Source organism: Saonia sp., assembly GCF_056326165.1.
Map to the genome: position 1 here is coordinate 547581 of NZ_JBWFBN010000001.1, position 25756 is coordinate 573336.

The window sequence follows — 25756 nt, forward strand, 5'->3', positions numbered from 1 at the left end:
CTTTATTTTTTAATCTGGACACCTTTTGACACTACAGTAGTATATGCGTTTACTGCCCCCGCATTTTTTAAGGCATTAATAATCTTTTCTTGATTTTTTAGCGCAAGTACCACTATGGAGCCACCACCACCAGAACCTACTATTTTTGCTCCCAATGCCCCTGCATTTAGTGCGGCATCAATCATATTATCAATTCTTGGGACTGTAATTTTTAATATGTCTTTTAATATGGTATGATGAGCATTCATAAGCTCACCAATGGCAGAATAATCCAATACATCTTTTTTGAGTTCCAATAATGCTTTTTGTGTAATCACATGATTGTGGACAGCTGCATAAAAATAAGGTAGTAATTCTTCTGAAAGATGTGGGGCATATTGGTCGTATTCATTTTCAGTGAGGGTTTCAATCTTAAAATCCGGGAACTTGCCTTTTAAAATGTCCAAAGCTTTTAGGGCAAGTTCTTTTTTGCTTCCTAAAAGCCCCAATGTGTCTTTTGGGATGCCCGATTCCCCAACAATAAGACCATCCAAAGTTTCCCCAATAGTCTCATAAGCAGATTTTTCACCTGTTTCCAAGAAGATGATATTTCCCAAGCCAATACTGTACTGATCCATTTTTCCACCTGGATTGCCACGTTCCTCTACTTCTGCCTCATAGGCTATTTTGGCTATCAATTCTTGGATAATGGGTTGGTTGAGCCCAAAAGTATGTGCCAAAAAATTCACCCATGCCACCATAAGGGCAGAGGAGCTGGAAAGTCCTGCGTTCATGGGTACGCTCCCTTTTACCTCTATATCATATCCAATAGTGGGATGACAATCATATTTTTTTAACCTTTTGATTGCAAGTGCTATAAAATCATTGTTGTTGGCATTGGAAAGCGTATCGTGGATATTGATTTCCCTTGTTTCGTTCAAATCCAAAAAATTGAACCGAAAGAAATCAGAATTGTTTTTAGTGGCAGAGATTGTAAGGTATTTGTCAATGGCACAGGCAATGACAGGGAGTCCCAAATAATCCTGATGGTCACCAAACAAGCAAACCCTGCCAGGCGCCTCCGAGATAATGTTATTTTTTACGGTAGTTTTTTCCAAGTGAAATTTTTAAAGCGAAAATATTACTTATTACTGGCTTATGAAATAGGAAAAACCTTATTATACGGCTTTAATCACGTAGGTGACAATGCCCCATATCATTAAGTTGTTTTCGGGGGTGACCTTTATGGATTGGTATTGTTTGTTTTCTGGCATAAGGTAAAGAGCATCTTTATCAATTTTTAGGCGTTTTACGGTAAATTCCCCATCAATAAAACAAACGGCTATCTTTCCTTGTTGGGGCTCCAAACTACGGTCTATGACTAATAAATCACCATCATCCAGGCCAGCATCTATCATGGATTTTCCACTAACGCGTGCATAGAAAGTGGCGTCTTTGTTTTTTACCAAAGTTTTATCCAAACTAATACGGGTTTCTTTAAAGTCATCGGCAGGAGAAGGAAATCCAGCAGAAATACCGCCTTGTATAAGTGGAATGTCCATTTCTTCATTCTTTTTTGAAGTAAAGAATTGTAACGAACCCGCACTCATGTTTTTTCTTGATATCATTTTACGGTAATAATTTCATTGATGTTGGTGGTGTATTTTGGGGAAAGATGTTCTTGACGCATTTTCCATGTACGTTTCAAATCTTGATTGGCAATTTTTAATTTAAAGGCATATTTAGTGTTCATTTTGTCCATTGCTTTCATCAAATTTTTGTGCTTTGGGTCTTCGCTCAAAAACAAATCCAACTGCCTGGCATCTGTTGGCACCAACCCACAGACCACAACGCCTGCCCTTTTATATTTTATTCCAGGTTTATATATGGATGCTACCGCATTTACCGCATGGTTGCTTATGGTTAGACTGGAATCCGTGGCATAGGGCAATGTAACACAAATACTGCCCTTATCCTGTGGTTCGTTCTTTTTGTGTCTATCGCTTTGCAAAAAAACATAGACCATATGGCAACTACTTTTTTGTGCCCGTAGTTTTTCGGCACAACTTGTGGCAAAGGTGGAAATGCGTTCTTTTATATTATCAATATCAGAAAAGGTATACTCAAAACTTCGGGTAGTGGCAATGGCTTTCTTGTCTTGGGAATCATCATCCAAATCCAAGGTAGGTTTGCCTTCCAAGTCCCTTTTTAAACGGAGCCCTGTAATGGCCATTTGTTTTTTTACCCAGTCATCGGGCAGTTGTGTAAAATCGTAAGCGGTTTTTACATTTTTGGATTGCAATCGGGCCAAATTTCCTCGTCCCACGCCCCATACGCTTTCAATTTTTGTCCATTTTAAGGCTTTAATGCGTTTTTCATCAGAATCTATCACATAAACGCCGCCGGTTCTATCCTTTAATTTCTTGGCAATCTTGTTGGCCACTTTGGACAATCCCTTTGTGGGCGCAATGCCAATGCTGATGGGGATTCCCGTACATTTTTCAACTTTATACTGTATTTTTTGCCCATAGGAATTAAAGTCGTAGTGGTCAAAGCCTTCAAGCTTTAAAAAGGCCTCATCAATACTATAAATTTCCATGCCTGGCGTAAAAGTGCCCAAAATATTCATGACCCGTGTACTCATATCCCCATACAAAGGGTAATTAGATGAAAATACATGGATGTTGTTCTTTTTGCAGAAGTCCTTGTACTTAAAAGCGGCAGATGCCATAGGTAGACCCAATGCTTTTGCTTCATTACTTCTAGAAATAAAACAGCCATCATTATTGGACAATATGGCAATAGGTTGATTGTTGAGCTGGGGCTGAAAAACCCGCTCACAGGAAGCATAAAAATTATTACAATCTACCAGTGCAAACATAGGATTAAAAGTAGTTAAAAAAGAAGGATAAGAAGAGAGTCATTTTATTAATTCTTATCTTCAAATTTCAAGAGAAGAAATAGAGCTTTGTACACCATTGTCGACATAGAAACCACTGGGAACGGATATACGGGAATGAAGATTACCGAAATCTCCATTTTTAAGCACGATGGTGAAAAGGTAGTTGATGAATTTACAAGCTTGGTAAACCCAGAATGCAATATTCCACCTTTTATCACAAATCTTACGGGAATTACCAATGCCATGGTAAGCCACGCACCTAAGTTTTATGAGATAGCCAAAAAAGTAGAAGAAATGACCCATGACACGATTTTTGTGGCACATTCTGTGAACTTTGATTACAATATTATTCAAAATGAGTTTAAGGAGCTGGGATTTGATTTTAAACGAAAAAAATTGTGTACGGTGCGTTTATCTCGGAAACTAGTTCCAGGATTAAAATCCTACAGTCTTGGGGTATTGTGCAAGTCCAGAGGCATAGAAATAGTGGGCAGGCACCGCGCCAGGGGAGATGCGGAAGCAACCGTTACCCTTTTTGAACAGTTACTGGGACTTGATGTTGACAACAAGGTGTTCCATGCTTTTTTAAATGGGCGTTCCAGACAGGCTACATTACCACCCATGTTGTCTTTGAAAGTGTTTGATGCTTTACCGGAGACCGAAGGGGTCTATTATTTTAAAAATCTAGAGAAAGACATAATTTATGTAGGCAAGGCCATTAATATAAAAAAGCGGGTATTGAGTCATTTTTATGATAAGGCTAAAAAGGAGGTGACCATGTGCATGGAAACAGCTGATGTTACCTATACCGAAACAGGGAATGAGCTTTTGGCGTTGCTCTTAGAATCTACCGAAATAAAAACCCTGTACCCCAAGTACAATAGAGCACAGCGTAGGTCTAGAGAAAGCTTGGCAATTTTTAGTTATATGGATGCATCTGGAATTCTGCATTTGGCTTATAATAAGATAAAAGCGGTGGCCAATCCAATTATGAAATTCTACAACGTAACGGAATGCCGTGTTTTTTTGGAAAAACTTTGCAAGGAGTTTGAACTCTGCCCAAAATATTGTCATTTACAGACCAATGTGAGCAGTTGTTTTCATTACCAAATAAAAGAATGCAAGGGCATTTGTAGGGGAGCGGAAGAAGTGGAACGGTACAATAAAAGGGTACAAAAAGCCATAAAATCTTTAAAGTTTAAGAAAGAAAGTTTTCTTATAAAGGAAAAAGGGCGCACAAAAAAAGAGATTGCCTTTGTATTGGTAGAAAATGGAATCTATAAAGGGTTTGGGTACTCTAAAAAACTAGCTATTGAAAAACACCCCAATCATTATATAACTGCCCTCCAAACACAAAAGGACAATAGAGATATACGTAGAATATTAAATTGGTATTTAAAGAATAATGAAGAGAATGTGGTTGCGATTACTAATGAAGCAACTGAAAGGACATTCAGCAATACTGAAATAGAAATAGGAAATAATAATTCTTTACAACTTGTAATGAAGCTAGAATAAAACCAGTATATAATATGATTTTCTATGGGAATAGACATTAAATATTTTTTTTTACTACTAGCATTATTGGCTGAGATTATAGGAACAATAGGAGGATTTGGATCTTCTGTTTTTTTTGTTCCTTTAGGAAATTTTTATTTTGATTTTCATACTGTACTGGGATTAACGGCAGTTTTTCATGTTTTTAGCAACATAAGTAAAATAGCTCTTTTTAAAAAAGGATTAAATAAAAAACTTCTTATAAACATAGGGGTTCCCTCTGTGTTATTTGTGATTATTGGAGGGTATTTATCTAAGATAATTGAGACTACATTATTGGAAATGATATTGGGTTTTTTTCTAATAACTTTAAGCCTTCTTTTTTTGATAAAAAAGGATTTGGTGATTAAAGCAAAAAGGAATGAGTCTATAGTTGGTGGAACCTTGTCTGGTTTTGTAGCAGGTTTATTGGGAACAGGAGGGGCTATTAGGGGCCTTACAATGTCGGCATTTAATCTTAATAAAAGTGTATTTATAGCCACCTCAGCAGCAATAGATTTTGCAGTTGATTTGTCAAGAACAGTAGTGTACTATCAAAATGGGTATATTCAAAAATCCATTCTATTATATATTCCATTTTTATTAATAATAGGTTTTTTGGGAACATACATTGGCAAGAGAATTCTAAATTATATTCCTCAAGAGAAGTTCAAAAAAATATCCCTAATTCTAATTTTAATCATAGGAATTATTACACTAGGAAATTATTTTTTTGGTATCTAATAAGTATTACTTAAAAGCTCCAAAGCCTGTAATATTAGCCCCCGTAATCAATAAATAAGCATCTATGGTTAAGGTATAAATTTAGCTATGATTTTTTATCTTCTATAACTATAGAACCTGCGGCAAAATCATGAATGGCTTTTCTTTGATCGTTCATGGTTACTGTTAGAAGTGATATCCACCCCAATAAGGCTTTTAATATAAAACGAACAATAGCAACCGGGAAAGAGATATTTTTTGTTGAATCGTTTTCTTTTTTTACTGAAATACCACTAAATGTATGCCCAATTGTCCCACCATATTTACTGGTAAATATTGGGTCGTACAAAATGGCAATTAGAATGAAAGCCAAAATCCGAATATATTGTGGAACTTCATTAAAGAAAGCGAATATTTCAGAAGTGGCGTACATAAAGGCAACTAGTATTATACTATCGATAACGGCTGCTTTGACTCTATCAGGAAGAATTGCATAATTTTTTTCCATAAATATGTTATTGTCAACAAAGTTTGTTGGATAAATTTAATGAATACAATTGATTATTATAATAAATACAAGTGCTACTTAAAAGCCGCAAACCCTGTAATATCAGCTCCAGTAATCAATAAATGAATGTCGTGGGTGCCTTCATAGGTGATAACGCTTTCCAAGTTCATCATATGACGCATAATGCTGTATTCCCCGGTAATGCCCATAGCGCCCAACACCTGTCTGGCCTCACGGGCAATTTTTAAGGCCATATCCACATTGTTGCGTTTTGCCATAGAGATATGGGCCGTAGTGGCCTTGCCTTCATTCTTTAACTGCCCCAGTCTATAAGTGAGCAACTGTGCTTTGGTGATTTCGGTGATCATTTCTGCCAGTTTCTTTTGCTGTAATTGGGTGGCGGCAATGGGCTTGCCAAACTGTATGCGTTCCTTGGCATAGCGCAAAGCGGTATCGTAACAATCCATGGCGGCACCAATAGCGCCCCATGCAATCCCAAAACGGGCGGAGTCCAAACAGCCCAAGGGTGCCCCCAGACCATCTTTGTTGGGCAAAAGGTTTTCTTTAGGCACTTTTACATTGTCAAAAATAAGCTCTCCTGTGGCAGATGCTCGTAAGGACCATTTGTTATGGGTCTCGGGCGTGGAAAAACCTTCCATGCCACGTTCTACAATTAGACCGTGGATTCTACCTGCTTCATTCTTTGCCCAAACAACTGCAATATCTGCAAAAGGAGAATTGGAAATCCAAAGCTTGGCACCATTTAAAAGATAGTGATCGCCCATATCCTTAAACTTGGTTTCCATGCCACTTGGGTTGGAGCCATGGTTGGGTTCCGTTAACCCAAAACAACCCATAAATTCACCCGAGGCCAATTTGGGCAGGTATTTTTTTCTTTGTTCCTCAGACCCGTATGCAAAAATAGGGTACATTACTAACGAAGATTGCACAGATGCCGTGGAGCGCACCCCGCTGTCACCACGTTCAATCTCTTGCATAATAAGCCCGTAACTTATATAGTCCAAACCGGCACCACCATATTCTTCTGGAATATAAGGGCCAAAAGCCCCAATTTCTGCCAGCCCTTTAATAATCTGCTTGGGAAATTCTGCCTTTTGAGCATACTCTTCAATAATTGGGGAGACGTCCCTTTTTACCCATTGGCGAGCGGCATCGCGCACCAATTTATGTTCATCAGAAAGTAAATCGTCTAAATGGTAGTAGTCGGGAGCTTCAAAAAGGTCTGGCTTCATATGTATTTTGAAATAGTTCTATTTTACCAAAGATAAATAAACAAAATATAACAATGCGCTCACTTAAAGTTACATTTTTAAATAAAAATCTTGAGTAAGAGTAATGTATTCAGGGGTGTAGTTATGGCGTTCTATCTCAATAATAAGTTCATTTATAAAAGGTTGTATAAGTTTAAAACTAAACTCTAGTAGGCTTCTCTTTGTTTCTGTTGCTGGAGAGCCTTTTACGCGGCATATTCGTTTTGGAAAAAGCCCAAATGTTGCTGCTAACTTAATAAAAGATTCTTCTTCTTTGTAAGGAATAATAGCTGCAAAAATGCCTTCTTTAGCGAGTAATTTGGAAACACTTTCCAATAATTCATCAAAGGGCAAAGATGAGGTTTGCCTTGCCATATCCCTTGAGTTGTTTCCACTGGACATTTCTTCTTTATAGAAGGGAGGATTGGAAACAATAAGATTGTATTTCTCTTCAATTTCATCCACAAACTCGTCTAGATCCGCATGGTAGCAAAAGAGCCTATCTGCCCAGGCGGATTCCTCAAAATTTTCCACACAATGTTCGTAAGCATCTGCATCAATTTCTATGGCCTCTATATTTTCTGCATGGCTCCTTTGGGCCAACATCAATGCAATGATTCCTGTCCCCGCACCAATATCCAAGATAGAATAGGGGTTGTGTTCCAAAGAAGCCCAAGCTCCCAGCAATACACCATCTGTACCTATTTTCATGGCACATTTATCTTGCTCAATAGTAAATTGTTTGAATTTGAAGGGTTTGCTCATTCTACTGTTCCTGCGGGCCTAGATTCGGAACCTTCTATATCCATTAATGAATCCCCTAGTCTGGCTCTCATTTCGTTTGCAAGTTCCTTGATTTTTTCCACGATTTCACGATTTTCACTGGCAATATTTTTGGTCTCACTTTCATCATTTTGCAAATCATACAGCTCTATTTCTTCTAAATTCACCATTTTGTAATTTCCCGGCAGTCCATCTTTTCCTGGTTCTTGACCTTCCATAGTTCTATACCTATGTGGAAAATACAACTTCCATTTCCCATAACGAACCCCAAAGAGTTCATTTACTCTGTAATAGAAAAAGTAAGCTTCCTGCGGGCCATTTTCTTCCTCTCCTGTTAGTACCTTCCATACGCTCTTTCCATCAATAGTTTTTGTAGGTAAGTCAGCATTAGTTATTTCAGCCAAGGTTGGCAAAATGTCAATTGCCATGATGGGTGTATCCAATGTTCTTCCTGCTTTTAGTTTTGTAGGATATTTTATAATAAAAGGCTCTCGTTGTCCACCTTCCCAGCCAGTTCCTTTTCCTTCCCTAAAAGGGAGTGCACTACCAGCGTGGTTACCATAGGATAACCATGGACCATTGTCCGATGTAAAAATAACGAGTGTGTTTTCTTCCAGTCCGTTCTTTTTTAGGGCATCTATAATTTGACCCACGGACCAATCGATTTCCATAATTACATCACCATACAATCCTCGTTCCGATTTTCCTTTGAATTTATCCGATACAAAAAGGGGAACATGCGGTTGCGGATGGGGCACGTACAAAAAGAATGGATTTTCCTTATTTCTATTGATAAAATCTACACTGCGCTCTGTAATTTGAGTAGTCAAATTGGACTGATCCGTAAGGGTGTCCAATACAGTTTCATTTTCATATAAAAGTAATGCCCCAAAATTGAAAATAGGACCCTGTTGTGGATGCAAGGGCCACATATCGTTGGAATAGGGAATGCCAAAATACTCATCGAACCCTTGATTATTGGGCATAAATTTTGGATGATCCCCAAGATGCCATTTTCCATGAATTGCTGTTTTATACCCTTTTGTTTTTAGCATCTCGGCTATGGTGGTTTCCGATAAATTGAGACCAACTTTAGCATTGGGCATAAGGGCATTATGGATTCCAATCCTATTGGGGTAGCAGCCCGTTAGGATACCTGCTCTGGACGCAGAACATACAGCTTGGGCAGAATAAAAACTTGTTAGTGTTACACCGTCCTTTGCCATTTGGTCCAAATGAGGTGTTTTAATGTTTGGGGAACCAAATACGCCTAAATCTTGATATCCTTGGTCATCCGTGAATATTAGTACAATATTGGGAGGTGTTATAGGTGTTTCTTTTTTTACTTCTTTACATGAAAAAAGGGCGACTGTAAAGCATAGAATTATGAAATGTTTATACATGGCTTTCTAATATGTAACCAGCTAATTAAAGCTGACAAAAGATACAGAAAAGAATTGATTGAACTCTCATGGCCATGATCAATTAGTTTAAGGTTCTGTTAAAAATTTGCTAATAGATATCAATAAATGTAATTTACTATGGTCTAAAATCTAGACATATTAAATATACCCACCAAATGACTAATAAAATTTCATTGACCAGTTTTTTTATAAAAAAACTTCGCCCTTTAATTTTCTTATTATTAATCACTTTAATTTCGAATTGTGCCCCAAAAGAAAAGGCGCCGCATCCTATAGAAAATGTAATTGCTTCTATGGATACAGTTAATCCGGTAATAGAATTGCCAGAAAATGCGGACCCGGAAAATAGGTATTGGAAAGGGATTGATTTAGAACCTAAAGACCCGGTACTTCCTTTATTTCCTGAAGAAGAACAAAAGCTTTTTATTTTGCCAGAAGGTTACGGAATTGAGCCTGTTATTTCTGAACCACAAATTGAGCAACCTGGAGCTATTTCTTTTGATGGAAACGGTAGAATGTATGTGTTAGAATTAAGAAGTTATATGCTTACTGCAGATTCTGATGATACGTTGGAGCCTATAAGTAGAATATCTCGTTGGGAAGACAAAGACAATGATGGGGTGTATGAAACAGGAACCACTTTTGTAGATAATTTAATCTTCCCTCGTTTTGTGCTGCCTTACGGAAAAGACTGTGTGTTAGCAATGGAATCCGATGCAGACGATGTATACAAATACACTGATACCGATGGAGATGGCAAAGCCGATAAAAAAGAGTTTTTCACCAATAAATATGGCCGTTCTGGGAATGTAGAACACCAACAATCTTTTATGTACTGGGGTATGGATAATTGGTTGTATAGTACCATGAATGCCTTTAGGGTAAAAGAAACACCAGACGGGGTAATACGAGAAAAAACTGGATTTAATAGAGCACAATGGGGTGTTACTCATGATGATGATGGAAAATTATGGTTCCAAGGAGGCTCTAGTGGCTTACCTTCCTATTTTCAGTTTCCAATAGTATATGGAACTTTTGATTATGAAGAGCAATTTGCCGAAGGTTTTGAAGTGCCTTGGGGAGCTCCTGTTAAGATTGAAGACATGCAAGGCGGTATGGCAGCAATTAGACGCCCAGACGGGAGTCTAAATAGAGTTACTGGTTCATCTGGTAATGATGTTTATAGAGGTGATAGATTACCAAAAGATATATATGGTCAATATTTTTATGGAGAACCTGTAGCACGGATAGTTAGGCAGATAAACCCTGTGGTTACAGAAGGTTTAACAACACTTCATAACGTGTACCAAGACCAAAAATCAGAATTTTTAAAATCAACCGATCCTTTGTTTAGACCAGTAGATATGGCAACTGCGCCAGACGGAAGCATGTATATTGTAGACATGTACCACGGTATTATACAAGAAGGGCAATGGGCACAAAAAGGGTCTTATTTAAGAGCTAAAATAGAGCAGTATCAATTAGATAAAGTGGTAGGATTAGGTCGTGTTTGGCGTATTACACATCAAGATAAAGGGCGTGATAAAACACAGCCTAGAATGTTTGAGGAAACTCCTGCAGAACTAGTAGAGCATTTAAATCATCCTAATGGCTGGTGGCGAGATAAGGCGCAGCAATTAATTGTAATGTCTAAAGATTTATCTGTAGTACCAAAGTTAGAAGCTTTAGTTAAAAACAGTAAAAACCCCTTAGAAAGAACACATGCGCTTTGGTCTTTGGAAGGATTGGGTGCTGTTAAGGCCGACTTAATAAAAAGCTTGTATACGGATGCCAATCCAAAAATTAGAATTCAAGCTTTAAGAGTAGGTGAATCTGTATACAAAAAAGGCAATAAAAGCTTAACGGATGATTATTACAAATTGTTTAATGATGAAAATATAGATGTAGTTATCCAGGCCATGATGTCTGCCAATTTGCTAAAAATGCCAGCGGTAGAAGAAAATATTAAAAGTACAATGGAAGCCAATAAGGCTGCAGGAGTACAGCTTGTGGGTGAAAAACTTATTGAGCCACCGGTAATTAATAACTTTTTTATAAATGCTGGGCCAGAAATTACGGATGCCGATAAGGAAGTGCTCGAAGAAGGCTCGGTTATATTTAATGAACTTTGTGTTACCTGTCATGGTAATAATGGTACAGGAATAACAGTTGGTGATGGACTTATGGCTCCACCATTGGCAGGTTCCTTACGTGTGCAATCGCACCCTGACTATACCATTAAAACAATATTGCGAGGTATGACAGGGCCTATGGATGGGAAAACCTATGCCGGTGGTATTATGGTTGGTAATCCCGAACAATCTGATGATTGGATAGCAGCTATTGCATCTTATATTAGAATAAATCTGACCAATGAAGCGCCAATGGTTACCGCTGGGGACGTGGCAAGAGTACGTGCAGCCACGGCTGAACAAACAACCCCTTATACCTATGATGCTTTAATGGCATCTGTACCTCAATTGTTAGAACCAACAAGCAATTGGAAAGTAACAGCGAGTCATAAAGCTCCAAACCGTATTGGCGGAAAAGCATCTGAGCGTAGCGCTTTTAACTTGGAGGGATGGACAACTGGGGAAAAGCAGAAAAGCGGTATGTATTTTCAAATTGAATTTCCAGAAGAGACTAAAGTAACAGAGTTGCATTTTATTTGCCCTAATGTATGGAGAGGAAGAAGATTACCACCATTGGATACCTTCCCCAGAAATTTTGAAGTTCAAGTGTCTCAAGATGGAACTTCTTGGAATACGGTATATGAAGGTCTTGGTGAAGAAATAGACATGAAACTTTCTTTTGAGCCTACATCGGGTAAATTTTTAAGAATAGTATTATCTAAAGACATAGAAAGTGAAGATGATATTCCATGGACTATGAGAGAAATGGAAATTTTTGGATTGGTAAAATAAGTTTTGTCTCCTCGAGCGGAGTCGAGAGGTTTTTGTTATCCCGGCAAAGGCTGGAATGACAATCTAATTTAAATACAAATCCACCAACCCTTCAGGGGTGGTCACAAAAACAGTTTTGTTTTTTCTGTCCACCTTGGTAATGATTTCATCATTGATAGGAATCAATAATTGTTTGTCATCTTTTTCAACTTCAAATAATGCTTGGGATGTGGTATCGTTTACACTTACAATACTGCCAATATTACCATGCGTACTATCTTCAAGTGCAAAACCAATGACCTCATGATAGTAAAATTTATTGCCTGTAAGTTTGGGAAGGAATTGCAAAGGTAAGTAAAGCTCAGCTTTTAAAATTCTGTCTGCATCCTCTTCCGTTTTTACTTCATCAAAGCGAATACGCAACAAACTGGACTTGTGAAGCACGCATTTTTCAATAAAAAATGGAACCAGATTGTTTCCTACTGAAACAAATACTGATTCCATATTTTCATATATCTCGGGCTCATCGGCATCTAATTTTACTAGTACCTCACCCTTAAAACTATATTTTGAAACGACTTTGCCTAGGTAGAAACAATCTTCCTTTTGCATCGTCTATAAAATTATTCTTCTTCTTTAGAAGGAGCGGCTTCTTCAGAAGCTGGTGCAGCTTCTTCAACTGCAGTTTCAACAGCTTCAGTAGCTTCTTCCACAACTGGGGCAACCTCTTCAACAGCAGCTTCAGCAGTTTCTACTACCTCCTCAGTAGCTGTCTCAACAGCTTCGGCAACTTCTTCAACTACTGCCTCGGCTTCTTCAGTTACTTCTTCTTCAGCAGTAACAGCCAAACGTTTTTCACTTACTTCTTTTTCAGCTTTAAGGGCTTTTGCTTTTGCATCAGCTTTTGCCTTATCTAAACCGTCTGTTTTAGCAGCAACAGATTTTGCTTTTTCTTCTAACCAAGCAGCAAATTTTTCTTCAACTTGCTCTTCGGTCAAAGCACCTTTTGCAAGACCACCCAATAGATGATGCTTTAAAAGTACTCCTTTGTAAGATAAGATTCTTTTGGCAGTATCAGATGGCTGTGCACCGTTCTGCAGCCATTTTACAGAACCATCTACATTTACGTCTATTGTTGCTGGATTAGTGTTTGGGTTATAAGTCCCCAATTTTTCCAAAAATTTACCGTCTCTTTTAGCGCGAGAATCCGCTGCTACGATCCAATAAAATGGTTTTCCTTTTTTACCGTGTCTTTGTAATCTAATTCTAACTGGCATATCATATTAATTTTGTTGGGTGCCCGACCCCTGTTATTAATTCTTTTTACTCCTTTTTAAGGGCTGCAAATATACAAGTTTTCTATAAATCCACAACATAATTTTATAAATATCAAAATATTAAATATAGCGTTGATAACTGCTTATAACTCATCTTTTCTATGAAGAATGATTTCAATAAATTTATACTCCTTTTTATGAATAGGAAACAACCCATTTTATGTACTTAATTTTTGATACGGAAACTACAGGTTTACCCAAACGTTGGGATGCTCCCATAACGGATACGAATAATTGGCCCCGTTGCATACAGATTGCTTGGCAGTTGCACGATGCCATGGGGAATTTGTTGGAGCATCAGGACTATTTGGTACAACCAGAGGGCTTTAATATTCCTTTTGATGCAGAAAAAATACATGGAATTTCTACAGAATTAGCCCAAGAACAAGGTGTTCCGCTAGTTGAAGTTTTAAAAAAATTTAATGATGCATTGTCCAAGACTAAGTTTGTTGTTGGGCAAAATGTGGGTTTTGACCTTAATATTATGGGGGCAGAATTCCATAGGTTGCAAGTGGAAAACCCTTTGCAGGAACTACCCGTTCTGGACACCTGTACGGAGCACACTGCCCAATTGTGCCAAATTCCTGGCGGGCGTGGAGGTAAGTTTAAGTTGCCTACATTAACAGAGTTGCATCAATTTTTATTCGGTGAACCTTTTGGTGAGGCACATAATGCAACTGCGGATGTAGAAGCTACAACGCGTTGTTTTTTAGAATTGGTTAGAAAACAACAATATACTATTGAGCAGTTAGATGTTCAACCCGATTATTTTCAAAATTTCTCTGAAGCCAACCCCCAAGAGATTCAGCTTATTGGTTTAAAACACATCAATCTAAAAAAAGCATCAAAGAAAATTGCTGATAATTTATGGGATAAGGATACGGCTCAAGTTTCTCAAGATGAGATAAAAGAGAATATAAAAACCTTAGCTGATGCTCAATTTGTGCATTTGCACAACCACTCTCAATTCTCTGTGTTGCAGTCAACATGTAGTGTAAAGGATCTGGTGCAAGTTGCGGCAAAAGAGAAAATGCCGGTGGTAGCATTAACGGACCACGCCAATATGATGGGTGCTTTTCATTTTGTTAAAGAAGTAAAAGCGCATAATGGACAGATAAAACAAAAAATTGCTGAAGCCCTTGAAAAGGGAGAAACCTGTGATGAACAGGAAATAAAGCCTATAATTGGGTGTGAATTCTTTGTATGCGACGACCATACCAATAAGAATGTAAAGGATTATGGGTATCAAATAGTAATGCTTGCCAAAAACAAGAACGGCTACCATAATCTGGCAAAAATGTCCTCCATTGCCTATACGGAAGGATTCTATTATGTGCCAAGAATAGACCGTAAAGTTATAGAGCAGTATAAAGAAGATATTATTGTCCTTACGGGAAACCTTTATGGAGAGGTCCCATCAAAAGTTCTCAATGTTGGTGAAAATCAAGCAGAAGAGGCCCTTTTGTGGTGGAAAGAACAGTTTGGAGATGATTTGTATATGGAAATTATGCGTCATGGTCAGGAAGAGGAAAATAGAGTAAATCAAGTTTTGATACAGTTTGCCAAAAAGCATGATGTAAAATTAGTTGCCACCAACAACACCTATTATTGTGCTAAGGAAGATGCCAATGCCCATGATATTTTATTATGTGTAAAGGATGGCGAAAAGCAAGCTACACCTATTGGTCGCGGTCGCGGTTATCGTTATGGAATGCCAAATCAAGAATACTATTTTAAGTCTTCCAATGAGATGAAAGAGCTTTTCCAAGATGTGCCAGACTCCATTTTAAACATACAGGAAGTAGTAGATAAAATTGAACCCTATGAATTGGCAAGGGATGTGCTGCTGCCCAAGTTTGATATTCCCGAGGAGTTTAAAATTGAAGAAGATATTATTGATGGAGGTAAGCGAGGAGAAAATGCCTATTTAAACCATATAACATATTTAGGGGCAAAAGAACGGTATAATGAAATTACCCCAGAAATTAAGGAGCGGATTGATTTTGAATTAAAGACCATAGAAAACTCTGGCTATCCAGGATACTTTTTAATTGTAGAGGATTTTATTCGCGAGGCAAGAAATATGGATGTGTCTGTAGGACCTGGAAGGGGTTCTGCTGCAGGCTCTGTAGTTGCTTATTGCTTAAAAATCACCAACATAGATCCGCTTAAATATGATTTACTTTTTGAGCGTTTTTTAAATCCGGACAGGGTTTCCATGCCAGATATTGATATAGATTTTGATGATGAAGGCAGGGGCAGGGTCATGGACTATGTAATTAATAAATATGGAGCCAACCAAGTGGCGCAGATTATTACTTATGGTACCATGGCGGCAAAATCTTCTATTAGAGATACGGCCAGAGTGTTAGATTTACCTTTGAATGATGCAGACAGAATAGCTAAATTGATTCCTACAATGTCCAAATTGGGAAAAATATTTGGGGTGCCAGATGCCGAGCTTAAAAAGAAATTTAGGTCAGAGGATTTAGAGAAAGTCAATCATTTATTAAATATTTCTGAAGGGGATGATTTGGAGGCCGAAACCGTTAATATGGCCCGTGTGTTGGAAGGTTCACTCCGCAACACTGGAATTCATGCTTGTGGGGTCATCATAACCCCTGATGATATTACCAATTTTGTACCTGTGGCTACAGCCAAGGATTCAGATTTATATGTGACCCAGTTTGACAATTCAGTTGTAGAAAGTGCGGGCCTCTTAAAAATGGATTTTCTTGGTCTTAAAACTTTGACACTTATCAAGGACACTGTTAAAATTGTGAAAGCTAAGCATGGAATAGACTTGGTTCCAGATGATTTTCCATTGGATGATGAAAAAACCTATGAACTTTTCCAAAAAGGAGATACAGTGGGGATATTTCAATATGAATCCGTGGGAATGCAAAAGCACATGAAGGATTTAAAGCCATCAGTGTTTGATGATCTTATTGCAATGAATGCTTTGTACCGTCCTGGTCCAATGGAATATATTCCTAGTTTTATTGCCCGTAAAAATGGCAGTGAGGAAATTACCTATGACCTTCCAGAAATGGAAGAATACCTAAAAGACACCTACGGTATTACTGTTTACCAAGAACAGGTGATGCTACTCTCCCAAAAATTAGCAGGTTTCTCTAAAGGTGATGCCGATGTTTTAAGAAAGGCGATGGGGAAGAAGATTTTTGCATTACTACAAAAACTAAAACCCCAATTTTTGGATGGTGGTGAAAAAAATGGGCACCCAAGGGATGTATTGGAAAAAATTTGGAAAGATTGGGAAGCCTTTGCATCCTATGCCTTTAACAAAAGCCACTCAACTTGCTATGCCTATATAGCATACCAAACAGCTTATTTAAAAGCACATTATCCAGCAGAGTACATGGCATCGGTATTGTCCAATAACATGAATGACATTAAACAGGTAACCTTTTTCATGGAGGAATGTAAGCGAATGGGCTTAGATGTTTTAGGACCTTGTGTAAACGAATCTTATTACAAATTTGCAGTAAATAAGAATAATGCGGTTCGTTTTGGTATGGGCGCTATAAAGGGTGTAGGTAAAAGTGCTGTTGAAACCATCGTTGAGAACAGAAAAGAAGACGGACCTTATAAGTCGGTTTTTGATTTGGCAAAAAGGGTGGATTTAAGGGCAGCCAACAAAAAAGCCTTTGAAAACTTGGCACTGGCCGGTGGTTTTGACTCTTTGGGGGATTCCCATAGGGCTCAATATCTCCATAATGATGGGGATGGAGTAATCTTTTTGGAAAAAATCATAAAGTCGGCTGCCAAATTTCAAGAAAACCAAAACTCATCGCAAATGGATATGTTTGGGGGAATAAGTGAAGCCCAAATACCAGAACCAGTGGTTCCGCCATGTGATGAATGGGGTACTATGGAGAAGTTAAGAAGGGAGAAAGAAGTAGTGGGGATTTATCTTTCTGGACACCCTTTGGACGATTTTAAAACTGAAATAAAGGCGTTTTGCAATGCCAATGTATCTTATTTCACCAGTCTGGAGGAGTATGTAAACAGGGAACTTGTTTTTGCTGGGGTGATAACAGATGTGCAACATCGCGTTTCCAAGAATGGAAAAGGATGGGCTTTGTTCACTTTGGAAGATTATACAGATTCTTTTGAGTTCAGAATTTTTGGAGAGGAATATTTAAAATTTCGTCATTTCTTAATGATCAATTCTTTTGCTTTTATAAAAGTTTTTGTGCGTGAAGGTTGGGTCAATAGGGAAACAGGGAAAAAGGGAGATCCGCGTTTACAGTACAATGATTTTAAGCAATTACAAGATGTAATGGATGCATATGCTAAAAAACTCACCATTAAATTGGATGTAGCTACTCTAAAAGAAGAAAATATTCATCAGCTTAAAAATACTTTAGTTTCTCATTCTGGAAGCCACTTATTAAATTTTGTGGTTTATGAGATGGAAGAAGAAATAAAAGTGAGTCTTTCTGCAAGAAAACAAAAAGTACATATTACAAGTGAACTATTGTCTGTTTTAGAGGAGAGCGATGTACATTATAAATTGAATTAATTTTCATTGAATTTTTAACATTTTTCAAAGTAGGGTTTATCCTTAGGTAATTGTTATAGATTAAAACAATTAATTTAAACCCAAACTTTTATGAAATCTTATAAATTTTTTACGTCTATTTTAGTAGTATTTGTTGTAATGTTCGCTTCATGTGAGAAAGAAAATGAAGTTGCAGAGACAACTGATTTAAGCATAACAGAATCTGTAGCCCTTGAAGCTTCCATAGAAGAAGTTGAAGATGTTATGGATCAATCCATTTTGTATTCGGGAGGATTTTTGGATTATACTTCCACTGTTGGTAAAGGTGACCCACATCATTTTGGGTTTTTCAATGATTGTGTAATAATTGAAATGGAAACTACCGATGTTTCCATGACAATTAATATCATTTTTGAAGAAGATTGTACAGATAGAAGAGGAAACGCAATATCTGGCGCCATTACTATTATAAAATCTATGAATGAAGCTAGTAGGGAACGTTCTATTACTTTTCAAAACTTCTCTGTTAATGGATATGTGGTAAATGGGTCAAGAACTTTTACATATACTCCAGAGAATGAGAATGGAAACCCTCAAATGTCCGGAATGGTTGATATTAGTATAGAAACCGAAGAAGGAATGGTTACCAAACAAGGGAATAGAACTGTTGAGGTAACAGCCGGTGCAGATACAGATACTTGGTCAGATAATGAATTGACCGTAACTGCTTCATTTGAGTTCACAAATGCTTCAGGAGCATCTTTTTCATTAGAAACAACAACTCCATTGGTAAAACCTGCTGAGTGTCATTATTTTGCCTCTGGTGTTAAAGAATATACCAATGCAGAGGGAACGGCAGTTTTGGATTATGGTGATGGTACTTGTGATAATGTTGCCACCTTGACTAAAATGGATGGAACAGTAGTAGAAATAGAGTTAAGAAAAGGTAGAAGACACCACAAGGGTTAATTCCAAGAAAGTATTATTTTATAAAAAAGGCTACCTTGTTGGGTAGCCTTTTCTTATATATAAAATCTTGATGATGCAATAGTTAAAACCAATAAACGTTAGGTAAGGAAAGAGCCAAATAATTGACTAAATTTGCGTAATACTTAAAATTAAAAACATGGCATTAGAAATAACAGATGCTACTTTTGACGAAGTAGTCTTAAAAAGTGATAAACCAGTAGTAGTAGATTTTTGGGCAGCTTGGTGTGGACCATGTAGAATGGTTGGACCAATTATTGATGAAGTAAGTACCGAATATGAAGGGAAAGCTGTAGTTGGTAAAGTAGATGTAGATGCCAATCAAGAATTTGCAGCAAAATATGGAGTAAGAAACATTCCTACCGTACTTGTATTTAAAGGAGGGGAAATTGTAAATAGACAAGTTGGTGTATCACCAAAGAAAGTGTATACAGATGCAATTGATGCAGTATTGTAAATAATAGAAATATACAGTTTAAGAAAGGGTTGGCATTTGCCAACCCTTTTTATTTTATCTTAGTTGAACAAACAGTAGAATGAACTTTCAATCAGAATTAAATAAAGGATCCTTATTCCAAAATCTGGAATTATTAGCTAAGCAGGTGGTTGAAGGCTTTATTAGTGGCATTCATAAGAGTCCTTTTCATGGATTTTCAGCAGAGTTTGCGGAACATAAAATTTATAACAGCGGAGAAAGCACCAAACATATAGATTGGAAACTTTTTGCAAAGACCGATAAATTGTATACCAAGCGCTATGAAGAAGAAACTAATCTTCGTTGCCACATGATTTTAGATAATTCGGCCTCTATGTACTATCCACAGGTTGAAAACTTAGAGATAGACAATTTAAATAAGATTGGTTTTGGAGTTTTGGCAATTGCTGCTCTTATGAACGTTCTTAAAAAACAGCGAGATGCTATTGGACTAAGTATTTTTTCTGATACCTATAATTTTTATTCATCAGAAAAAAACAGCGAGCGCCACCATCAAATGCTTTTGGCAAAATTGAGTGAGGTGAGTTTGGACACCAATCCTGCAAAGAAAACAGAGACTTATACCTATTTACATCAGATAGCTGAAAAAATCCATAGGCGTAGTCTTATTTTTCTGTTTACAGATATGTTCCAGACTGAGACAGATGATGAAAAATTGTTTGATGCACTTCGTCATTTAAAATATAACAAGCATGAGGTAGTATTATTTCATCTTCTAGATAAGGATAAAGAATTTTATTTTGATTTTGAAAATACGCCCAAGCGTTTTGTGGATGTGGAGACCGGTGACCACATAGATTTATATGCAGATACTGTTAAAGATTCCTATGAAGAAAGTGTAAAATCCTATTTTACTGAGCTTAAGTTAAAATGTGGACAGTACAAAATAAAATATGTGGATGTTGATATAAGCTCTAATTTTTCTAAGGTTTTGAATACCTATATGGTTGAAAGGCAAAATTTTCTTTAAAAAGAATTTTAAAAAATTTGTTTGTGCAATTAAATAAGCAATGTATATTTGCAACCGCTATTAAAGCACGGTCTGGTAGTTCAGTTGGTTAGAATACCTGCCTGTCACGCAGGGGGTCGCGGGTTCGAGTCCCGTCCAGACCGCAAAAAACCTTCAACATTTGTTGAAGGTTTTTTTGTTTCCCTTAACAAATTAGTTTGAAAGGTTTATTTTTAATTGACTATTGTATTATATGAGCCGAATAGAACTTCTAATCGGCTCACGAACCAAATGAGGTATGGGTTGAAATTTATTATTCTTTCAACATCCAATAAAGTTAAAAGCGCAGGCCATCTTTATTTAGAAAGCAACCTTAAAGTCTGCTAAGAATTTCAACTAATTTTACTTATCTTAAGCCAGCATAACTAACTATAATGATTACTTTAATTCAAAATGCCCAGAATAATAGTAAACATATCGCAATTAAAAGTGGAGGTGTTTCTTATACCTATCAACAACTTTTAGAAGCTTCTGAAAATGTTGCACTAACACTTTTAAATGGAAAGCAAGACCTTGGTGAAGCAAGAATTGCCTTTCTTGTACCTTCAGGGTTTGAGTATGTAGCTATACAATGGGGAATCTGGCGGGCTGGCGGAATAGTAGTCCCTCTTTGTACCAAGCATCCATTATCTTCAATAGAATATGTGATTGAGGATACCAATGCCTCTACAATTGTTTATTCCAAAGAATTTGAATTGCTTCTATCGCCATTAAAAATCTCGACAGAAATTATATTTCTTCAGTCTGAAAAATTCAGCCCGAAAAAAGGGACTTTGCCTAATGTTGACCCTAATCAGAGAGCAATGATTTTATATACCAGTGGAACAACTGGCAACCCTAAAGGTGTGGTCACCACGCATATGAATATTGAAGCTCAAATAACTTCCTTGGTAGGCTCTTGGGGATGGAGCCAAAAGGACCATATTTTAAATGTGCTACCCTTGCACCATGTTCATGGTATTGTCAATGTATTGAGTTGTGCCCTATGGTCTGGGGCTTGTTGTGAGTTTCTCAACAAGTTTAATGGCGATAAGGTTTTTGGTATTTTTAGTGAAGGAGACGTTAATGTTTTTATGGCCGTTCCTACAATATATTACAAGCTAATTGCTCACTATAATACTTTAAACAAAGAAAGACAAAAACAGATTTCAAAGGCCTTGCAAAAGTTTAGATTAATGGTTTCTGGATCGGCAGCACTTCCTATTTCTGTAATGAATAATTGGAAACAAATAAGCGGACATACTTTATTGGAACGTTATGGAATGACAGAAATGGGAATGGCCATAAGCAATCCATATGATGGGGAAAGAAGGCCAGGCCATATTGGACAGCCTCTGCCCCAAGTTCAAATTAGGTTGGCAGACGGGAACAATAATGAAATTAATGAAGGAGCTTCAGGTGAAATTCAGGTCAAGGGACCAAACGTATTTAAGGAATATTGGAAAAGACCCCAAGCCACAAAGGATACTTTTACCCCTGATGGATGGTTTAAAACAGGGGATATTGCAACATATAGTAATGGTAGTTATAGAATTCTTGGAAGAAATTCTGTTGATATTATCAAATCTGGGGGCTATAAAATTTCTGCATTGGAAATAGAAGAAGTTTTACGCTCACATTCTTTGGTAAAAGACTGTGGAGTAGTTGGCATCCCTAATGAGGAATGGGGTGAAATTATTGGAGCAAGTTTAATTCTTTCATCAGATGAACTTAACCTTGATGAGCTAAAGGATTGGCTCAAAGAAAAATTGCCTTCGTATAAATTACCTAAAACATATATTTTTCAAAAAAATCTACCTAGAAATGTAATGGGGAAAGTAACGAAGAATGAGCTAAAAAAAATGTTTTTATAAGAAGGTTATGAAAATATATGGGGTTGCTTTGTTGGCATTATGTTTTTTAGTTGGAAAATTCCTTGGAAATCTTGTTGGAAAAGTTGTAGGTGTTGATAGTGATGTTGGGGGTGTGGGATTTGCAATGATATTGCTCATTTTTTCAAATTCCTATATGAGGAAAAAGGGATGGATGAAAACTGAAACCACAGCAGGTATATTGTTTTGGAGTGCCATGTACATTCCGGTGATAGTTGCTATGGCAGCAACCTTAAATGTGAAAGCGGCCGTCTCAGGGGGGTTGATTGCCCTTGTGGCAGGAGTCATTGTCACCATTGGAGCTTTTTTTTTAGTGCCGCTAATTTCCAAGATTGGAAAAAAAGAGCTTCCAAAAAGCAAAGAGAATGATTGAAATTATAGACAAGGTCATAGCAAAGAACGGGCTAATATTTGCATTTTTATTTGTTGGGCTTATCATGTTGTTCTCGTTTTGGATATCAAAAATTTTAACCAACAATCGAATTCCAGGTGTGGCCATTGCTGTCATATTGGGTTTGTCACTTGCTTTTTTTGGAAATAAAAAAGGAATTTCGGACATTCCTTTATTTACAGGTATGGCATTATTGGGAGGCGCAATGCTAAGAGATTTTACCGTTGTTGCAACCGCTATGGGTGTGGACATAAATAAGATAAAGAGCGCAGGATTTGCCGGGGTAGTTTCGTTGTTTATGGGCGTCTTTTTTTCTTTTTTTCTTGGTGTTGTTATGGCATATTTTATGGGATATGAAAACCCTGAAGAACTTGCCACGATTGGGGCTGGTGCATGCACCTATATTGTTGGCCCCATTACAGGGTCCGCATTGGGAGTAAGTTCTGAGATTATTGCAATTAGTGTTGCTACGGGTATTGTAAAGACTATTGTCGCCACTATTTGCACTCCTTTGGTTGCCAAAACCATTGGGTTGAACAATCCACATTCTGCAGTAGTTTTTGGGGGATTGATAGGTACCACAAGTGGCGTAACGGCAGGATTGGCTGCCACAGATCCCAAACTTGTACCTTATGGAGCTTTTACGGCCACTTTTTATACAGGCTTAGGATGTCTTCTCTGCCCCTCAATATTTTATTTTATTGTAAAAGCAGTGTTTGTTTAGCTAGAGGTTTCTACCAATCGGATTTAAACGTATAGAGTATTCCAAGGGTTACAGTTGTCCAAGATTTGTTGTCTAATTTTATAGTAGTGTAAGATACATTTACCTCAGTTTTAGGACCCATTAAGTATCCTATAAGAGGTCTAAGATATAGTCCACCCTCATTGTCTTCATTTATGCCAAAAGCTTGGCCAGCCTCAACCCCCAAAGAGAAAGAGTTTGATGGCCATATTCTTATAGAACCAGCAACAGGAACAAATTGAACATTGGGCAAGTCTGTAAGTATCACATCAGAATGAAAGGTTTCTGCAAAACCATTAATAAACCCTGTCATAATACCAAGGTCTAAGAATTCTGCTGGTGTCCAAACATATCCAACATCTAGCCCAACAGATAGACTTACTTCATTATTAAAATCATTGAATGGCAATCCACCTTGAATTCCGAGTTTAAACCCTTCTTGGGCATGCAGCCCTATTCCTAAAAAAATTAAGAAGAATGTAAGACAAATGTTTTTCATTGATATTGATATTGGTTGGGTGCAAAACTAAAATCTTCTTTGGGGTAGCAACTATTTTTGTTGTAAAACCAATTAAAAAGGTGGTGCAGATGTAAATTCTAATCATTCTTATTATAAGGATAAGCTTTTCTGCATATGCTAAAGGCTTTTTTTGTGCATTCATTTATTGTAGATTTATATTTTGAGATTCTTTCATTTATAAACCAACCTTAATGTCAAAAACTTATTTGCAAATAGATCCTAAAGATAATGTTGCTGTTGCTTTGTTTGATATGGGCAAAGGCTCAAAAGCAATTGTGAACAATCAAGAAATTCTTTTAAAAGAAACCATTAAGGGAAAACACAAGTTTACATTAACCAATTTTGGTGTTGGAGATCAGATAATTATGTATGGTGTTTTAATAGGGCGGGCAATAGCTAATATTCCTAAAGGATATGCAATTACAACTAACAATGTAAAGCATGCAGCATCAGAATATCAAGAATCTTCAGAGAAATATTCATGGTCAAAACCAGATGTTTCAAAATTTGAGAATACTACATTTAAGGGGTATCACAGAGCTGATGGCAGTGTTGGCACTGCAAATTATTGGCTAGTAATTCCATTGGTTTTTTGTGAGAATAAGAATGTTGAAGTATTGGAAAAGATATTATCCGATGCTTTGGGGTACAATACTAACAAAGATTTTTCGGTAGATGTTTCAAGTTTAATAAATGGATATAAGGAAGGAGCTTCCTCCGAAGAATTATACAACACACCAATTGTTACAACAAAGGAAGAGGTAGAACAGAATAGAGTTTTCACTAATGTAGACGGGATTCAGTTTTTAACACACGATAGAGGTTGTGGTGAAACAAGACAAGATTCTGAAACCTTGTGTAATTTATTGGCAGGGTATATTACAAACCCCAATGTCGCGGGTGCTACTATCCTGAGTTTAGGCTGCCAAAATGCTCAAATTGAACTTTTAGAAAAGGCTATAAAAGCAAAAAATTCAAATTTCTCTAAACCTATTTACTATTTAGAACAGCAAAAACTTAAAACGGAGAAAAACCTAATTGAAGAGGCTGTTAAAAAAACATTTATTGGTTTAACTGAAGCAAACAAAATAGAGCGTAAACCAGCCCCTTTAAGTAAGTTGGTTTTGGGGTTAGAGTGTGGAGGTTCAGATGGTTTTTCAGGAATTTCTGCCAATCCATCCTTAGGCTATGCATCAGATTTATTAGTTGCGCTGGGAGGAACTGCTGTGCTTTCTGAGTTCCCTGAACTTAATGGTGTGGAGCAGGAATTAATCAATAGATGTACCACTAAAGAAGATGCAAAGAAGTTTGCACATATTATGAGGTCGTATTCCAATGCCGCTATTGCAGTAGGTTCTGGTTTTGAAAATAATCCATCACCTGGGAATATAAAAGACGGACTTATTACCGATGCCATGAAATCTGCAGGAGCGGCCAAAAAGGGGGGTACTTCACCAGTTGTCCAAGTATTGGATTATGCAGAAAAAATTACTAAACCTGGGCTGAATTTACTGTGTACACCTGGGAACGATGTGGAAAGTACTACAGGGCTGGCGGGTTCTGGTTGTAATATTATTGCCTTTACAACAGGATTGGGAACACCTACAGGAAATCCAATTGCGCCAGTAGTTAAAATAGCTACAAATACCACATTAAATAAGAAGATGAACGATATTATTGATATTAATGCGGGTACTGTAATTACTGGAGAAGATACCATTGCTTCTATGGGAATTAAAATGTTGGAGTATATTATAGATGTGGCAAGTGGAAATATTGTTGCAAAGGCTGTTGCAAATAGCCAGAAAGATTTTATTCCATGGAGACGAGGCGTTTCATTATAAGAGAT

General features: G+C 37.2%; 21 protein-coding genes and 1 tRNA gene. 12 read left to right on the top strand and 10 right to left on the bottom strand.

The genetic code is table 11. From position 1 onward, the window contains the following. Positions 1-2: 2 nt before the first annotated feature. The 3 genes from AC000W_RS02420 to AC000W_RS02430 are packed head-to-tail and all read right to left on the bottom strand — an operon-like array spanning position 3 to position 2860. Entirely contained in the window at positions 3-1097 is a 1095-nt protein-coding gene (locus tag AC000W_RS02420; RefSeq protein WP_474745719.1) for a GHMP family kinase ATP-binding protein, read from the bottom strand. Positions 1098-1157: 60 nt separating this feature from the next. Continuing rightward, positions 1158-1607 (bottom strand): LexA family protein, encoded by a 450-nt coding sequence (locus AC000W_RS02425; protein WP_474745720.1) that lies wholly within the window; start codon positions 1605-1607, stop codon positions 1158-1160. Beyond that, positions 1604-2860 carry a Y-family DNA polymerase gene (locus AC000W_RS02430; protein ID WP_474745722.1) on the bottom strand — a complete coding sequence of 419 codons (1257 nt, stop codon included), beginning with the start codon at positions 2858-2860 and terminating at the stop codon, positions 1604-1606. The genes AC000W_RS02425 and AC000W_RS02430 overlap by 4 nt, the downstream gene beginning before the upstream one ends. Before the next feature lie 87 nt (positions 2861-2947). On the opposite strand from AC000W_RS02430, the gene AC000W_RS02435 reads away from it, so the two are divergent. Continuing rightward, a complete protein-coding gene (locus AC000W_RS02435; RefSeq protein WP_474745723.1) occupies positions 2948-4399 on the top strand; it encodes an exonuclease domain-containing protein in 1452 nt (483 codons plus the stop codon). Positions 4400-4423: 24 nt separating this feature from the next. Further along, complete coding sequence (locus AC000W_RS02440) at positions 4424-5161, top strand: sulfite exporter TauE/SafE family protein (RefSeq protein WP_474745725.1); 738 nt, start codon at positions 4424-4426, stop codon at positions 5159-5161. A gap of 85 nt (positions 5162-5246) precedes the next feature. Here the strand turns inward: AC000W_RS02440 and AC000W_RS02445 are convergent, their stop codons facing one another. The 4 genes from AC000W_RS02445 to AC000W_RS02460 all read right to left on the bottom strand — a co-directional run bounded on the left by AC000W_RS02445 (position 5247) and on the right by AC000W_RS02460 (position 9105). Then, complete coding sequence (locus AC000W_RS02445) at positions 5247-5648, bottom strand: RDD family protein (RefSeq protein ID WP_474745726.1); 402 nt, start codon at positions 5646-5648, stop codon at positions 5247-5249. Between the two features lie 74 nt (positions 5649-5722). Beyond that, positions 5723-6901, bottom strand: coding sequence for an acyl-CoA dehydrogenase family protein (locus AC000W_RS02450; RefSeq protein ID WP_474745727.1), 1179 nt, complete (start codon positions 6899-6901; stop codon positions 5723-5725). 69 nt (positions 6902-6970) lie between these two features. After that, a complete protein-coding gene (locus AC000W_RS02455) occupies positions 6971-7684 on the bottom strand; it encodes a tRNA1(Val) (adenine(37)-N6)-methyltransferase (RefSeq protein ID WP_474745728.1) in 714 nt (237 codons plus the stop codon). Further along, positions 7681-9105 carry a sulfatase family protein gene (locus tag AC000W_RS02460; RefSeq protein WP_474745729.1) on the bottom strand — a complete coding sequence of 475 codons (1425 nt, stop codon included), beginning with the start codon at positions 9103-9105 and terminating at the stop codon, positions 7681-7683. The genes AC000W_RS02455 and AC000W_RS02460 overlap by 4 nt, the downstream gene beginning before the upstream one ends. 176 nt (positions 9106-9281) lie before the next feature. Between AC000W_RS02460 and AC000W_RS02465 the strand changes: the two genes are divergently transcribed. Continuing rightward, on the top strand, positions 9282-12050 hold the full coding sequence (locus AC000W_RS02465) for a DUF7133 domain-containing protein (RefSeq protein ID WP_474745731.1): 2769 nt from the start codon (positions 9282-9284) through the stop codon (positions 12048-12050). Between the two features lie 63 nt (positions 12051-12113). On the opposite strand, the gene rimM is transcribed toward AC000W_RS02465, so the two are convergent. Further along, entirely contained in the window at positions 12114-12641 is a 528-nt protein-coding gene (gene rimM / locus AC000W_RS02470) for a ribosome maturation factor RimM (RefSeq protein WP_474745733.1), read from the bottom strand. Between the two features lie 11 nt (positions 12642-12652). Beyond that, positions 12653-13306 carry a 30S ribosomal protein S16 gene (locus AC000W_RS02475; protein ID WP_474745734.1) on the bottom strand — a complete coding sequence of 218 codons (654 nt, stop codon included), beginning with the start codon at positions 13304-13306 and terminating at the stop codon, positions 12653-12655. A 220-nt stretch (positions 13307-13526) separates the two neighbouring features. Here AC000W_RS02475 and dnaE point away from each other — a divergent pair, with 220 nt between their 5' ends. The 8 genes from dnaE to madM all read left to right on the top strand — a co-directional run bounded on the left by dnaE (position 13527) and on the right by madM (position 23369). Next, positions 13527-17912 (top strand): DNA polymerase III subunit alpha, encoded by a 4386-nt coding sequence (dnaE, locus tag AC000W_RS02480; RefSeq protein ID WP_474745736.1) that lies wholly within the window; start codon positions 13527-13529, stop codon positions 17910-17912. Between the two features lie 90 nt (positions 17913-18002). After that, positions 18003-18860, top strand: a complete 858-nt coding sequence (locus tag AC000W_RS02485) for a hypothetical protein (protein ID WP_474745737.1) — start codon at positions 18003-18005, stop codon at positions 18858-18860. A gap of 157 nt (positions 18861-19017) precedes the next feature. Beyond that, the gene (trxA, locus tag AC000W_RS02490) at positions 19018-19335 is read left to right on the top strand and encodes a thioredoxin (RefSeq protein WP_474745738.1); all 318 of its coding nucleotides are present in this window, start codon (positions 19018-19020) and stop codon (positions 19333-19335) included. Positions 19336-19414: 79 nt separating this feature from the next. Next, a complete protein-coding gene (locus AC000W_RS02495) occupies positions 19415-20344 on the top strand; it encodes a DUF58 domain-containing protein (RefSeq protein ID WP_474745740.1) in 930 nt (309 codons plus the stop codon). Positions 20345-20413: 69 nt separating this feature from the next. After that, positions 20414-20487 (top strand) — tRNA-Asp (locus tag AC000W_RS02500). Positions 20488-20757: 270 nt separating this feature from the next. Then, a complete protein-coding gene (locus AC000W_RS02505) occupies positions 20758-22236 on the top strand; it encodes an acyl-CoA synthetase (protein WP_474745741.1) in 1479 nt (492 codons plus the stop codon). A 7-nt stretch (positions 22237-22243) separates the two neighbouring features. Continuing rightward, positions 22244-22627 carry a malonate transporter subunit MadL gene (gene madL, locus AC000W_RS02510; RefSeq protein WP_474745742.1) on the top strand — a complete coding sequence of 128 codons (384 nt, stop codon included), beginning with the start codon at positions 22244-22246 and terminating at the stop codon, positions 22625-22627. Continuing rightward, on the top strand, positions 22620-23369 hold the full coding sequence (gene madM / locus AC000W_RS02515; protein ID WP_474745744.1) for a malonate transporter subunit MadM: 750 nt from the start codon (positions 22620-22622) through the stop codon (positions 23367-23369). Before madL ends, madM begins: the two co-directional genes overlap by 8 nt. A gap of 10 nt (positions 23370-23379) precedes the next feature. Here the strand turns inward: madM and AC000W_RS02520 are convergent, their stop codons facing one another. Further along, the gene (locus AC000W_RS02520) at positions 23380-23886 is read right to left on the bottom strand and encodes a hypothetical protein (RefSeq protein WP_474745745.1); all 507 of its coding nucleotides are present in this window, start codon (positions 23884-23886) and stop codon (positions 23380-23382) included. Positions 23887-24098: 212 nt separating this feature from the next. Here AC000W_RS02520 and AC000W_RS02525 point away from each other — a divergent pair, with 212 nt between their 5' ends. Further along, complete coding sequence (locus tag AC000W_RS02525; protein WP_474745747.1) at positions 24099-25751, top strand: UxaA family hydrolase; 1653 nt, start codon at positions 24099-24101, stop codon at positions 25749-25751. The last annotated feature ends 5 nt before the right edge of the window (positions 25752-25756 follow it).